The sequence below is a fragment of the Microcystis sp. LEGE 00066 genome (assembly GCF_015207925.1).
Lineage (GTDB): Bacteria > Cyanobacteriota > Cyanobacteriia > Cyanobacteriales > Microcystaceae > Microcystis > Microcystis ichthyoblabe_A.
On record NZ_JADEVX010000043.1, the window covers coordinates 1 to 14587 of the forward strand.

Below are 14587 nucleotides of genomic sequence, written 5' to 3' on the forward strand. Positions count from 1 at the left end.
GGGATGAAGGTATGATAGCGAGATATGTAAAAGAACAAGATAAAGAATACCTGCAGCTACACCAAAATCTACAATTGAGTCTATTTTGATTCTGATACCCCGTCCGCTTGCGGCGGGGTAGTTCATTTTGACTGCCATAATTGCCAAGCTTTAACGAGATTTCCCCCCATCAAGGCAGCCACTGCATTTAAAGTCTTAATTTCCTCACTATCGGGATTTAATTGTCTAGCTTTATCTAAGACTTTTTGGGCTGCTTGCGGTTGCCAATCGTAAAGATAAATAAAACCTTGATAAGCATAATGATAGGGATTATGGGGGTCAATTTTAATCATTTCCTCCGTGGCTTTTATTGCCCCTGCCACATCCTGTTGTAGTACCTTAGAAATTGCTAATCCGTAGGCTAAAGATAATTTATCGGGGGGGTTTTGTTGCTGTAAACGATAGGAAAAGGCCTTGTCTGCTTGCAGCACATAATCCTGAATCGAATCGTATTGATTGATACGATTAGTTAACTCAAAAATTGGTTCAATACCCGTTAATCCTTGGCCAATATTAGCAGACTTTAAGCGCAATTGGGTCACTAAATCTAATTGGGGCGTTGCTAACTTGGCAACTTGAGGATCGATGGTAATTTCAGCATTAGTTTTAATCGGATAGGTTTCGCCAGTTTCCCGATTGAGATAGACAGCATATAAGCGATAAACTCCGGGGGTTGCTGCCGACTGCATGGCAGTTTTTTCAGTGACTTCAAAACTATTTTGTTGCTCTTCTGGAGTTAATTTTTTTGCCATTAATCCCCCCATAGCAATACCATGATCGTGCATCCAATAATCCTTCCCGTCCACTTCTTGCCAAGTTAAAATTACTATCCCTGACTTTAATTGTTGCCAGTCTCCTGCCCATTTGTAAACCACAGGAATTGGTTGATTAGGAGATGCTTTTTCAGCAATGGCAATCTCTCTTAATTCCACCCGTTTTGGCGCATTTTCAAGGGGTTTAACCGTGACGGATGGGTCTATTTTACGGTGTAGGGATAGGGTACTATCATCCGGTAGCTGCCAAGTTTTTTCCACTTGGAAATCTGAACCAGTGGCGACTCGATTAACAATTTTTTTCTGGACATCGGGGACGGAACCCTGTTCACCAGTTTTAGTTAAAAACCAATCTAAAGAATTGACATCCTTTTCGATATCTTCTTCCCTAACTCCCACCTGTCTCCCAGCAACCTGGAAATTATGTTTACCACCGTAGAAAGAGAAGGTATGTTGATTTAATTCGGGGGTGGAAGGTAAAACCCCTAGAGTGCTGCGAAGATAGGGAGAATCGGCTAGAATCTCTTTAACTACTTCTTCGTGCTGCCAACCAGTTTTTAAATAGGGATGGTGTTGTAATTCGGGACTAAAAACGTTAGTAATTATATCTCCCCCCAAGGGGAATAAATTTAAGCTGGTGAGGATAGCGGCAATAGTTATCGTTCCCCAACGGATACCAGGTCCAAAACGACCGCGCCAAGATAATAAACCAACGGATAAAATTAAGGATAAAGTCGGTAAAAGCGGCAAAATATAACGAGCATCTTTATTGATATTTAGGGATGATAATAGGTATCCCCCCAGCAGAAAAACTCCTAACCAAATCCACACAGGACGATTAACCTTATCTTCGGTTTTTCTATGACGTAAGGAGATTAATAATCCCACCACGGGAACTAATAACAATACCCAAGAAAGAAAATAGGGTAAAACTTGCGCGTAAAATGTCCAGGCATCTGGACTGGTAAGGGGCGGATCTCCCTCCAAAATCGCCGAATCTACCGTGGCACGTTTGCCCGCGGTTAACATTAATAACCAATTCGTCCGATACCAGGGAAACATTAACAATGCTGCCGTCAAAAAACTCAGCATTAATTGCGCTAGATTGCCCCAACGTTTTCGCCGGAGATTTTCGCCCAATACCCACAAAATCGGCAAAAAGAGGAAAAATAGGGCGGTTTGTTTGACTAACATCCCTAAACCGAAAGAAATCCCGAAAGCGATCGCTTTTAGCCAGCCTTGATAACTAAATCGCCACCATGTCAAGCAAAAGTAAGAAAACGTTACAATTGCCGCTAAGGGAAAATCTAAGAGATATTCGAGGCGATAATAGTATAAACCAGGGAGAAATTGACAGATTAAGACCGCCCATAAAGCCACAGTCCCATTAAAGAGGATAATTCCCAATCCGTACACAGAAAAGAGCAGTAGGGCGCTATAGATGGCCATTACCCACATACCCGCGTCAAGACTAATACCAAAGAGATTAAAGAAGGGAATCGTTAAAAGATAGGTTAAAGGGGGAATTTTCGGCGACATTAGCCATAAACTGCGCCACCAATCCCCATCAAACCAGCGCGGATTTTGGAAAGCTTGGGTATAGATAATCCCACCGTTGAGATAATCGGCCTGATCCCAAGCAGGAATAGTATGATCGAGACTAAACCAGAATCTATCGACTAATATCCCCAATATCCAAATAATACTGACAATAATTAATCCCTGTCTCCCCTCTAGCGATCGCTTCAAAATGACTTCTCCCTAGTGCAACTCTCAATTATTCTGCCACGCTCTCAAGCGCCCCTGAAAAAATCGCCAGCAAGAAACACCAGACCGATCGGGGTAAAATAAAGATTTAGTGAAAAATTGTAACAGGAACTTGACAAATGCGAGTGGTGATCGTTGGTGCAGGGTTAGCGGGAATGGCAACAGCTATCGATCTGGTCGATGCGGGCTGTACAGTAGAAATCTTAGAATCTCGTCCCTTTGTCGGGGGAAAAGTCGGTAGTTGGGTAGATGCGGACGGTAATCACATCGAGATGGGCTTGCACGTCTTTTTTGGTTGTTACTACAATCTTTTTGAGTTAATGAAAAAAGTGGGCGCTTTTCAATCCCTACTGCTCAAAGAACACACCCACACTTTTATCAACGAAGGGGGAAAAATCGGCGAATTAGACTTCCGTTTCGCTGCAGGTGCGCCTTTTAACGGTTTAAAAGCCTTTTTTACCTCCTCCCAACTCTCGGCAGCCGATAAAATCTTTAATTCTCTAGCTTTAGGTACAAGTCCCATCGTCCGCGGTCTGATAGACTTTCAAGGAGCGATGAAAACGATTCGGGATCTGGACTCGATTAGTTTTGCCGATTGGTTTCGTAGCCATGGCGGTAATGAAGGCAGTTTAAAAAAAATGTGGAATCCGATCGCCTATGCCTTAGGATTTATCGATACGGAAAATATCTCGGCCCGTTGTATGCTGACGATTTTCCAATTTTTTGCCGCTAAAACCGAAGCTTCCGTCCTGCGGATGTTGGAAGGTTCCCCCCACGAATACCTACATAAACCGATTATTAACTATCTGGAAGCTCGGGGTGCCAAAATCTCTACCCGTCGTCAGGTGCGGGAAATTCTCTATTCTGGAGAGGGCGAAAATCTGCAAGTTAATGGCATGATCGTCGCTAACGGAGAAACCACAGAAACTATCACCGCAGATGCCTACGTTTGCGCTGGTGATGTCCCCGGTATTCAGCGTCTCATTCCCCAAGATTGGCGAAAAATGCCGATTTTTGACAATATTTTCCGACTAGAAGCCGTCCCCGTCGCCACGGTACAATTGCGTTTTGACGGTTGGGTGACGGAGTTAAATGATGCCGAAAAACGCCGACAACTGCAAAAAGCGGTGGGAATTGACAATCTTTTGTACACCCACCAAGCGGATTTCTCCTGTTTTGCGGATCTTGCTCTCACCAGTCCTAGAGATTATTATCGCCCTGGAGAAGGTTCTTTATTGCAGTTGGTTTTAACCCCCGGGGATCCTTTTATTAAAGCTAAAAATGAAGATATTGCCCAGCACGTTTTAGCGCAGGTCCATAAGTTATTTCCCTCCTCGCGGGAGTTAAAGATGACTTGGTTTAGCGTGGTGAAATTGGCCCAGAGTCTTTATCGGGAAGCACCGGGGATGGATGTCTATCGTCCCTCGCAAGCGACTCCTATCCCTAACTTTTTCCTTGCCGGTAGTTATACCCAACAGGATTACATCGATAGCATGGAAGGAGCCACTTTATCGGGTAAACAGGCAGCCAAGGCCATCCTACAACAGGCCGAGCGCTGGAAATCTTTAGCCACGGTTTGAGCAAACAGCCGGCAATCTCCTCCCTTAAGAAGGGATTGCCTCTAAACTTGTTTTCAGTGGCAAAAGATAACCGCTATAGCTAACTTGGCAAGTCAGCCCTCAGGCCAAGCTATACAAAAAAGACCGATCAAGCTAGACTCGTAAAAAGATCACTCCATCTAGAAGGCTTACCCTAGACTGGAAAGAACATCGGAAAAATCTCGTCAGAAATAGGAGTCAATCGAGTTTATGCCAGAGCTTGCTGTACCATTAGAGCTTGATTTCACTAGCGAAACCTATAAATCAGCCTATAGTCGCATTAATGCCATCGTTATTGAAGGAGAATACGAGGCCAATAGCAATTATATTCAATTAGCAGACATCCTCACCGATAACAAAGAAGAGTTACACCGTCTGGCAAAAATGGAAAACCGTCACATGAAAGGTTTTCAAGCTTGCGGCCAAAATTTGCAGATCACTCCTGATATGGAGTATGCCAAAGAATTCTTTTCCTCTCTGCACAATAACTTCCAAATTGCCTACGCAGAAGGTAAAGTTGTCACCTGTTTATTAATCCAATCTTTGATTATCGAAGCTTTCGCGATCGCTGCCTATAATATTTATATTCCTGTTGCTGATCCTTTTGCGCGTAAAATTACTGAAAGCGTAGTTAAAGACGAATATTTACACCTCAATTTTGGCGAAGAATGGCTAAAAGCGAACTTTGAAACCGCTAAAGAGGAATTAGAAGCGGCAAATCGCGCTAATCTTCCCATTGTCTGGAGAATGCTCAATCAAGTCGAGGATGATGCTCGCGTCCTCGCTATGGAAAAAGAGGCCCTCGTGGAAGACTTTATGATTAGCTACGGGGAAGCGTTAAACAATATTGGTTTCAGCACCCGTGATATCATGCGGATGTCTGCCTACGGATTAACTGCCGTCTAAAGCTTGAACATCGAGATTTCTTTTTTTCCCCTGCTGCCGCTCAACACAGAGCGGCTCTTTTGTGTATTATATTTAAGAGTCTTAACGATTTCTTAGCAATATCCTAATTTTTATCTAGTGCCATCTAGTCTAACGAAAGAACAATCAATGTTTGGTCTTATAGGTCATCTTACCAGTTTAGAACACGCCCAATCGGTCGCCGACGATCTAGGTTATCCTGAATATGCTAACCAAGGATTAGATTTTTGGTGCGCTGCCCCCCCGCAAATTGTCGATGATTTTCATGTCACCAGCATCACGGGGCAAACCATCACGGGTAAATACATCGAATCCTGTTTTTTACCAGAGATGTTGTCGAATCGTTGGGTAAAGTCTGCTATTCGTAAGGTGCTAAATGCCATGGCACTCGCTCAAAAAAGTGATATCAATATCACCGCACTCGGCGGTTTTTCTTCAATTATTTTCGAGGAATTTAATCTCAAAGATAATCGACAGGTGCGCAATATCGAGCTAGATTTTGGCCGTTTTACCACCGGTAACACCCACACCGCTTACGTCATCTGCACTCAGGTGCAAACCCTCGCTGACAAAATGGGCATCGATTTAGCTCAATCTACCGTCGTGGTTTGTGGGGCCACCGGAGATATCGGCAGCGCCGTTTGTCGTTGGTTAAATGAAAAAACCGATACAAAAGAACTAATATGTGTGGCACGCAATCAAGAGCGTTTACAATCTCTGCAAGAGGAGTTAGGACGCGGTAAAATTCTTCCCCTAGAGGAGGCTTTACCCCTGGCTGATATCATTGTTTGGGTGGCTAGTATGCCTAAAGGGGTGGAAATTGATCCAGATAAACTCAAGCGCCCCTGTCTTATTATTGATGGTGGTTATCCGAAAAATTTAGGCACGGTGTTAAATGCCCCCGATGTTTCTGTGATTAAGGGCGGCATTGTCGAGCATTCCCTCGATATTGACTGGAAAATTATGAAAATCGTTAATATGGATATTCCCTCTCGTCAAATGTTTGCCTGTTTTGCTGAGGCGATTTTATTGGAGTTGGAGGGTTGGCAAACTAATTTTTCCTGGGGACGCAATCAAATTACCGTCCCTAAAATGGAACAAATCGGTGCAGCTTCCCGCAAACACGGGTTTCAACCTTTGTTATTTTAACTAATATCCCCAACCCCCCACCGACCACGGAATTAGAAGTTTCAGGCGACAAATAATTAAGAGTGAGGGCTTGACTTTGGCGGCGGCTTGGGTTATGATTGTTTCATAATGGGATGTTTGTGTTTATGGCGAAGTGCTTAGATTACCATTATGAATAAACTCTTTTAAAAATATTATCCCAAAATCTGCCGACAAAAGCAAGCCAAACTTTGCCATCAATTGTTAAGTTTTGTTAAGAAAAATAACAATAGTGGCAAGGGATAGGACTCCCTTCGCTGATCAGAGGGCTTTTGGGGGAATTATAGAGATGTGGACCTGATTTTTAGCTTTCCAGCAAAGACGACAAAACCACTAAACTCTATGAAAACTTGGTTAGAAGATCGCGGTATCTTACCCGCTTACGGTGGGGGGGTAATCATTGGCATTACCCTCTGTTTTTTCGGAGCGACGACCAATACCATGGCGGGATGGTTGTATGCTATCTGTGGCACGATGATCGCCATTTTAATTTTATCGATAATTTTACCCCGTCGTTCCCTTCTTCCCCTGAAAGTGCGTCGTCTTGCCATTGTACCCGTAAGTGCGGGAGACGATCTTAGTATTAGCCTAGAGATAGAAAATACTAGCAATCAGCCGATAAATCTGTTAGAAGTGACAGATATCCTGCCTATAGTTCTCGATCAGCCAAAAATAACCCCAATAGAAACGATTGCCCCCAAAAGTTGCCGGCTCTTCGGTTTGTGTTATGCAATGAACGGGGGTTATAAGGGATGGAACCCCTATATAGAAAGGCATTTAGCGATTTTTGTCAATTATTTTCGATCTAGAGCGAACTAATCAATTAAATCCTTTGCCAGATAAGGATTTAGTCGATTTATGCCCCCCTATCGAACCATACCAAGTAACGAAGAGCCAAGTTGCCATCGTTGGACCTATTATTTACCCACCAGTAAACGGGGTATTTATCACTGGCAAGAAGTACAATTAAGAACAGCAGCCCCTCTCGGTTTATTTTGGTGTCGTCGTTGTCAGCCAGCAGCGGCTAAAGCTTTAGTTTATCCCCAAATTTTACCCTTGCAACAATGTCCCCTAATCGATTCCCTCGGTCAAGAGATGGCACAAAAATTAGAAAATAATCGCTATTATCAAAGGGCTAGTCAAGGACTTACGCGTAACCTGAGACAATATCGCCAGGGTGATTCTACCCGTTTAATTCACTGGAAAACTAGCGCCCGTTTGGGAGAATTGCAAATTCGGGAATTAGAAGTGTTAACGGGGGGACAGGAAGTGATTATCTGTCTCGATACCCTCTGTGATTGGCAAGAAGACAGTTTTGAACGGGCGATTATTGCCGCTGCTTCCCTCTATTTTTATGCCCATCGTCGGCAATTAAATCTGAAACTCTGGACCGGTGAAACGGGTTTAATTCACGGGGAGAGGATCATTTTAGAAACTTTAGCCAGTATAGAGGCAAAAGCTAGTCAAAAAAACGCTAATCTGCCTAATTTACCGCTAATTTGGTTGACAAGTAACTTCAATTCCATCGAACAACTCACCCCCGGCAGCCGTTGGTTATTTTTCCTCGCTGCCGATTCTAGGGAGAGTCCTTCACCCTTAATCCGACAGTTTAGCGGATTGGCGATCGAACCAGAAATTTCTCTACAACAACAATTACAAAAACCCCCTCGTTGAGAAAATTTCTGTTCCCAGTCTAGATTGAGAGGAAATTCTCTGGAAAAAAATGCCAGTATCCCGGAAAAAGATGTTATGATAGAAAAGACTCGGACTCATGCGATCGCAACGCCTTAACCTTGTCAGGACCGGAAGGTAGCAGCAATACGGGATGCTTGTGACTGGCGTGATCTCCGGGTCTTTTTGTTGCCTGTGACGGTCGCTGTTGTGAACGCTTTCAAAACTTTTCGATCGCTTACTGCCGAGACTCGTCGTCAACTACTCTTCCTCTTCGTCACGGCGCTGTTTTTCTGGACAAGTATTACCACTCTCCTCCCCACTCTCCCCACCTATATTGACTCCCTAGGCGGTAGCAAACAAGATATCGGTTTTGTCATGGGGGCCTTTGCCATCGGTTTAATTTTATCGCGCAGTTGGTTAGGCAATCTAGTTGATCGCCGCAGTCGCAAATTAGTGGTTTTATTTGGAACTATTGTCGCCGCTACCGCACCCCTCGGTTATCTATTTTTTCGCGATCTTTCCTCTTTATTCGCCGTCCGCGCTTACCATGGTCTCAGTATCGCCGCTTTTACCACCGGTTACAGTACCCTAGTGGTGGATTTTTCCCCCGTTCGTCAACGGGGAGAGATAATTGGTTATATGAGCTTAACTGCACCCATAGGCATGGGAATCGGTCCAGCTTTAGGCAGTTATCTCTACGAATCGATCGGTTATAACGGTTTATTTCTAGTTTCCGCCGCTTCAGGAGCGATCGCTTTTCTCTTGGGTTTCTCTATTCAAGAACCGGACTTCAAGAAAAAATTAGCCCAAATGAAGGCAGAAAATCCAACAATTGAGCGCAGTTTCTGGGCATTATGTCAAGAGCGAGCTTTTTTAGTCCCCACCCTAGTTTTTCTGCTGGTTGGTACTTTATTCGGCGGTTTAGTCGCTTTTTTACCCCTGTTTCTCCTCGAAAACCAGATAGCCTTCAGTCCTGGTCTATTCTACAGTTGTGCGGCAGTATCGGGCGTAATCGGGCGGATTTTGTCGGGAGGAGCCAGCGATCGCTATGGACGGGGTTTATTCATCACTATTAGCGTTTTTTGCTATGGTTTATCCATGTTGGTTCTATCTTCTGCCCGATCTCCTTCCGATTTAATTTTAGCCGCTATTCTCGAAGGTACGGGAGGGGGGATTTTATTCCCTATGTTACTGGCTTTAATCTCCGATCGCTCTGGTCCCCAAGAACGCGGCCGGGCCTATTCTATCTGTGTCGGCGGTTTTGATGTGGGAACAGCCTTAGCCGGTCCAATTCTGGGGGTTTTAGCAATTTCCTACGAAACTATGTTTAGTTTATCCTCAGGATTAGCTGTTATCGCTCTCTTTCTCTTTTTTACTCTTTCTAACCCCACTATACGCCATTCTTTTCTCTTCGCTTTCGGTTTAGAAAAAGATCGTTATGCTCTGCGCGGACAATTACAATAAAGCTTACTGAAAAAGTTTTTCCTAGAGCAGGGTTATTTAATAGGTTTGAGGCTGAAAATTATCGGGAATATCTAATTCAAATACTTGGTCATGAATCCGAGCCACATAAAGCCCTTCTTGTAGAATTTTTTCGCGTAATTCTGGGGATAAATCAACCGCAGCTAATATGCCATAGAGTTTTTTATCTTTGTGTTCAGGAAAAAAGCGGCGAAACCGTTGCAAAATACTTTTTAATTGTGTAATAGACTCCTCTCTGGCATGACTTTTAACCTCAACGATATAAGCGGTATTTAGCTCACCATTAGTATAGGCAAGAACATCAATTTCTAGGTGTTGTCCTTCTTTACTGACTCGCACACTGGGACTAACAACTTCCATACCAAAGCGTTGTCTGAGAATCGTTTCCATTGAGGGAAGGGCAAGTCCTTCGGTAAAGCTGCCGAATTTGGCACCAAGTCCCCCAATTTGTTTGCCCAGTTCTTTGAGTTGTTTGTCAGTTTCCTTCTGTTGTTGGGCGTTTTCCTGGAGTTGTCGGTCAGTTTCCTTGAGTTGTTGGGCGTTTTCCTTCTGTTGTTGACTAACTTCCTTCAATAGTAGTTCAGTCTCCTTCTGTTGTTGACTAACTTCCTTGAGTTGTTTGTCAGTTTCCTTGAGTTGTCGGTCAGTTTCTTTTTGAGCGGTAGTTAATTCGGCTAAGAGTCGCCATACATCTTCGGATGTGGTTGCCATAGATAATTTTTTCCTTAGGATTTGGTCTATTGCTATTTTAGTCAATTGCGCCGATACTTCCTAATTTTTAACCTTCCATGCTCTCTTTTTTGTCAAGTACATCTTATACCATTTTAGATGAGCTTACCCTAGCAACCTTAAGCGAATACTACCGTGCGATTAGCGTAAACTAAAACGCGATTTTGCAAGTGTAAACGTACCGCTCGCGCTAACACCACCCTTTCTAAATCCTTACCTTGACGAATTAAATCTGCTACGGTATGGCGATGACTAACTCTGACCACATCCTGCTCGATAATTGGCCCCTGATCGAGATCGGCAGTGATATAATGGGCCGTGGCTCCAATAATTTTTACCCCTCGATCGTAGGCCCGTTGATAGGGATTAGCTCCCGCAAAAGCTGGTAAAAAAGAATGATGAATGTTGATAATATTGGGAAAAAAGTTAATAAAATCTGGGGTGAGAACCTGCATATATTTAGCTAAAATTACTAAATCTATCCGGTATTCCCGCAGTAACTCTAATTGTCTGGCTTCCTGTTCAATCTTGGTTTCGGCGGTAATAGGAAGATGATAAAAATCAATACCAAATTGATTGGCAACTGAGTGTAATTCTCGATGATTGCTAATAATTAAAGGAATTTCCGCCCTAATTTCTCCCGCCTGTTGTCGCCATAATAAATCGAGGAGACAATGATCCTGTTTTGTCACCCAAATAGCTAGACGCGGGACAGTATCGGAAAAATGTAAGGACCAATTAGCCTGCAAAGGTTTGGCAATAGCGGCAAAAGCTGGTTCGATCATCCCACGGGGTAAATTAAACCCCTCTAATTGCCATTCTATCCGCATCAGGAACAATCCTGCCGAAAAATCCGTGTGTTGGTCAGCGTGGATAATATTGCCGCCATTAGCGTAGATAAAATTAGCGATTTTCGCCACCAGACCAATCTGGTCGGGACAAGAAATTAACAAGGTTGCAGTGGCAGCAGTCATAAATTATCGGCGGCAAGAATTGACTTTTTCTATCCCTAATTTATTACAATTTTAGGCACTTCGTCCCTTTGATACACAAAAAAGATCGTTTGTCAATAGCGATCGCCGATTAAATTTCTAGTTAAACTGATAGGCTCTTCCCTTGCTCAGAAGTGGCAAAATGCCGCTCGATTAGGGAGGGGACATCTTGGGGAGCTACCTGATTATAATGCTTTTTATCGGGCATAACCACCAGATTCGGGCCTTTTTTGCACTGTTTTAAACAGCCGGTTAATTTAATATTCACCGCTTCTCCCAGTCCTTTTTCCTCTAAACTGCTCTCTAACCTTTGGCAGACTCTCGCACCGCCATTTTTCCAACAATCGGACTTCTGACAGATTAAGACGGTGGCTTTTTTCGCTTTTGCCGGGGTGACTTCTGGGGTTTTTTCGCCGGATAAATGCTCAATCCCTAGTACCCTCAGTTTTAATTTTCCCTTTTTTGAACAAAGACTACTTTCTCCCGTCACTTTTAGCCATGAGTGGAGAGCAATATTGAGAGGTATGTGGTCTCGCAGTGTTTTTTCAGGCTTAAACCAATATTCCCGTTTATCAACACTGATTCTCAGGTATTTTACCTTATATCCGTCCTTGAGGACAAAACCGAGGAATTGACCGACCACTTGAAAGGGAATCATGGTAGTTGCAGATTTTGACATACTTTCTCACTTTTTACTCTTAGATTGCTAATTTTTCTCAAGGATTATGCTTGCCAACAGGTTTCCAGCCAAGGGATTAAACAGCCTCGGTATGCCTCCACCTGTCGCAGGACAATCCACAGCTATAAAAGTTGAGCGGAGGCATCAATGCGAACCGGCAAAAGCTGATGGAGCGAGCATTGACATTCAATGTTTAGGGCCTGCATCTGGTGGTAAACCTGCCAGGGATCCCAAGCACTAAGATTGAAGATTTTCTCACCTTTCGATGGCCATTTGTCTATACTCATGGGGCTTTTAATTGAGAACTATTAGCAATATAACTCTAGGCTGATGTTCTCAGTATAACCAACAACTGCAAATTATTATCAATAACTTGCAGAAAAAAAGTTATCCGGTAGCGGCGATCGGCTAAAATTTTGCTTATCCGCTTTGCCGATCCCGGAATCGCTACCGCCTACAATTGTCAAAGGGATAAAAATGGAGATACCAAGATTTATTGACGGAAATTATGGATAAAAAAGCTCAAAAAACCGATAATTCAGCAGTTCTCTATTTTGATGGTGGTTCTCGCGGCAATCCGGGGAGAGCAGCCGGTGCAGCGGTAATAGTTTTAGCCGAGGGTAAGTCCTTGACTACGAGTAGATATATGGAGATAGCCACTAATAACGAGGCTGAATACACAGGATTGATTATTGGATTGGAAAAAGCCCAAGAATTAGGCTTAAAAAGCCTAGAAATTCGGGGAGACAGTCAATTAGTCATCAATCAAGTTAAGGGAGACTGGAAGGTAAAAAGCGATAGTTTACGTCCCTTTTATCAGCGTGCTTGTCAATTAGTCACACAATTCGATCGCATTAGCTGGCGCTGGATTGAACGAGCTAAAAATAGTGTGGCTGACGCTGCCGCTAATCAGTGTATGGATGCGGCGAAAAAATCGCCAGAAAAACCCGAGGAAGGCGAAACTAACCTTGATATTCTGCTCCAATCCCTGAAACCAATCCTAAATACTGAAGAATTCGTTTTCTCTTCCCTCACAGCAACAGGACTGGAACAGCTACAATTAACCCCTATCTGCCAATTTCGGGAAGAGGAAGGAATAACGGTGATTATTCCCCGTCAGCAAGCCGATCGCAAGAATTTACAGTACAAACAGCAATTCTCATTTTGAAACGATTTTGCGTTGTTTCAGCGATCTAGAGATTCGTTAAGAATTATTAACCCCTCTAGGTGCAAGGGTTTTAATGTCATGAAACCTTAAAATGAGAATTGCTGCAGTACAAATATATTTATAGACAAATTACTCTTTCTGTGCATTCTAGTTTGGCAGCGGTGGGATTTTTAGCGGTGATTAGCAAGAAACTGTCCGAAGCAGCAATTAGCGTCAATGTCATTTCTGGTTATTATCACGATCATTTATTTATCCCTAGGGATAGGGTGACAGAAGCGATGGCTATTCTCGAAGAAATTAGCCGCTCATAACAGTTATCAGTTATCAGTTATCAGTTAGCAGTTATCAGTTAGCAGATGTGAGTTTTCAATTCACTCATTACTGTTTACTGTTTACTGTTCACTGAAAAAACAGGATTTATTATTATTTGGTCTCCTCTGAGGAATTTTTCACCGTTTCTTCTAGGATAACTACCGGTTCTTTTTCCCGCTGCTGTGAGCGGATGATATCGATGGTACTTTTCAGCACACTAGCGATGGGAACTGCTATCAATAAACCGAGAATTCCTGCCACTTTGCCACCGATAAAAAGAGATAGAATAATCCAGACGGGATTAAGTCCGATCATACCTCCCATTAGCCGAGGGGCGATGACATTATCATTAATTTGACCGACAATAATAGTCAGGGTCAAAACTTTTAACCCTAACCAAAAATCTTGAAACATTAGTAGGGTACTAATGCCAATAATGGTAAAGGCACTGGCAAAAGGAATTAATGTAGTTAGACCGATCGCCACCCCGAATAATAGGGCATAATCGACCTTGAGAATGACAAAAACAAAAATTTGAGCCAGGCTGAGAATTCCCGCTAAAATGGTTTGACCAGCAAAATAGGTTTCAAAAGTTTGACGAATAATAGTTCTTAATTTGAGATTCCAGGGAGCAGGAATCCAGCTTAAAATTCCCTCCCAAATTTGTTCGCCATAGAGAACCAGAAAGACAGTTAGAACCAGAACAAAGAGAATGTTTAGGATACTGTTGATAGTTCCCAGCACAAAGCTTAGTAATTGAGTGCTAAGAGTTTGTAAAACATTGGTTAGTCGTTCCGATAACTGGGTGATTGATTGCTCGATATAAATCGCATATTTCTGAGTTTTATCCCACTTTTCTAAATTTTGTATCTGTTCGGTTCCCGACTCGATCCACTGGGGCAAACTATTGATTAAACTGCTTAATTGTTCGACAATCTGGGGAATTAAAATTAAACCTAAAACGCTCAAAATTAATAGGGCAATTAAAAAGACAATAGCGATCGAACCACTGCGATTAACCCCGCGTCTTTGCAGTAGTTTGATGGGAACATCTAAGACAAAAGCTAGTAAACTAGCAGTGACAAAAATACTGACTAAGGGTTCTAGATAGCTAAATAATTGGAATAATAACCAACCATTGAGAAATAAAAGCGGAAAAACCAGACTTAGCCGCAACCAACGAGGTAGTTGCTTAAAAAGCTCCATCATATAACTAATTTTGTACTGAGAGAGTATCGATGTATGTAAAAAGAGACTTTTCTAACCAGAAATCCTCTTTCAAT

The 14587-nt window shown here is 42.9% G+C and carries 11 protein-coding genes, 1 other RNA gene and 3 pseudogenes; 9 read left to right on the forward strand and 6 right to left on the reverse strand.

All coding sequences use genetic code 11. The features are described from left to right. Positions 1–122: 122 nt before the first annotated feature. Positions 123–2561, reverse strand: a complete 2439-nt coding sequence (locus IQ224_RS08245) for a glycosyltransferase family 39 protein (RefSeq protein ID WP_194032821.1) — start codon at positions 2559–2561, stop codon at positions 123–125. Between the two features lie 137 nt (positions 2562–2698). Here IQ224_RS08245 and zds point away from each other — a divergent pair, with 137 nt between their 5' ends. The 7 genes and pseudogenes from zds (at position 2699) to IQ224_RS08280 (ending at position 9406) form a co-directional block, all read left to right on the forward strand. Next, on the forward strand, positions 2699–4159 hold the full coding sequence (gene zds, locus IQ224_RS08250) for a 9,9'-di-cis-zeta-carotene desaturase (protein WP_002744950.1): 1461 nt from the start codon (positions 2699–2701) through the stop codon (positions 4157–4159). 228 nt (positions 4160–4387) lie between these two features. Continuing rightward, on the forward strand, positions 4388–5083 hold the full coding sequence (locus tag IQ224_RS08255) for an aldehyde oxygenase (deformylating) (protein ID WP_002744953.1): 696 nt from the start codon (positions 4388–4390) through the stop codon (positions 5081–5083). Between the two features lie 147 nt (positions 5084–5230). Beyond that, positions 5231–6250 carry a long-chain acyl-[acyl-carrier-protein] reductase gene (locus IQ224_RS08260; protein ID WP_194032822.1) on the forward strand — a complete coding sequence of 340 codons (1020 nt, stop codon included), beginning with the start codon at positions 5231–5233 and terminating at the stop codon, positions 6248–6250. Between the two features lie 360 nt (positions 6251–6610). Next, positions 6611–6970: pseudogene (locus IQ224_RS08265) on the forward strand (DUF58 domain-containing protein); the annotation flags it as partial. Between the two features lie 195 nt (positions 6971–7165). Next, positions 7166–7942 (forward strand): annotated as a pseudogene (locus tag IQ224_RS08270) (DUF58 domain-containing protein); the annotation flags it as partial. A gap of 86 nt (positions 7943–8028) precedes the next feature. Next, an RNA gene (gene ffs / locus IQ224_RS08275) (signal recognition particle sRNA small type) lies at positions 8029–8125 on the forward strand. A gap of 9 nt (positions 8126–8134) precedes the next feature. Beyond that, complete coding sequence (locus tag IQ224_RS08280; protein ID WP_080612735.1) at positions 8135–9406, forward strand: MFS transporter; 1272 nt, start codon at positions 8135–8137, stop codon at positions 9404–9406. 36 nt (positions 9407–9442) lie between these two features. Here the strand turns inward: IQ224_RS08280 and IQ224_RS08285 are convergent, their stop codons facing one another. From IQ224_RS08285 to IQ224_RS23940, 4 genes are all read right to left on the reverse strand, one after another. After that, complete coding sequence (locus IQ224_RS08285) at positions 9443–10135, reverse strand: DUF3782 domain-containing protein (protein ID WP_002744957.1); 693 nt, start codon at positions 10133–10135, stop codon at positions 9443–9445. A gap of 137 nt (positions 10136–10272) precedes the next feature. Continuing rightward, positions 10273–11127, reverse strand: coding sequence for a formyltetrahydrofolate deformylase (gene purU, locus IQ224_RS08290; RefSeq protein ID WP_002744958.1), 855 nt, complete (start codon positions 11125–11127; stop codon positions 10273–10275). Positions 11128–11248: 121 nt separating this feature from the next. Next, a complete protein-coding gene (locus IQ224_RS08295) occupies positions 11249–11824 on the reverse strand; it encodes a (2Fe-2S) ferredoxin domain-containing protein (protein ID WP_002744960.1) in 576 nt (191 codons plus the stop codon). Positions 11825–11946: 122 nt separating this feature from the next. After that, positions 11947–12111 carry an Asr1405/Asl0597 family protein gene (locus IQ224_RS23940; protein WP_002738845.1) on the reverse strand — a complete coding sequence of 55 codons (165 nt, stop codon included), beginning with the start codon at positions 12109–12111 and terminating at the stop codon, positions 11947–11949. A 221-nt stretch (positions 12112–12332) separates the two neighbouring features. Here IQ224_RS23940 and IQ224_RS08300 point away from each other — a divergent pair, with 221 nt between their 5' ends. Together IQ224_RS08300 and IQ224_RS08305 are read left to right on the forward strand one after the other, a co-directional pair. Beyond that, positions 12333–12992 (forward strand): ACT domain-containing protein, encoded by a 660-nt coding sequence (locus IQ224_RS08300; RefSeq protein WP_370583139.1) that lies wholly within the window; start codon positions 12333–12335, stop codon positions 12990–12992. Positions 12993–13093: 101 nt separating this feature from the next. After that, positions 13094–13303 (forward strand): annotated as a pseudogene (locus IQ224_RS08305) (ACT domain-containing protein); the annotation flags it as partial. A 112-nt stretch (positions 13304–13415) separates the two neighbouring features. Here the strand turns inward: IQ224_RS08305 and IQ224_RS08310 are convergent. Further along, positions 13416–14513 (reverse strand): AI-2E family transporter, encoded by a 1098-nt coding sequence (locus IQ224_RS08310; RefSeq protein WP_036401355.1) that lies wholly within the window; start codon positions 14511–14513, stop codon positions 13416–13418. Positions 14514–14587 lie beyond the last annotated feature (74 nt).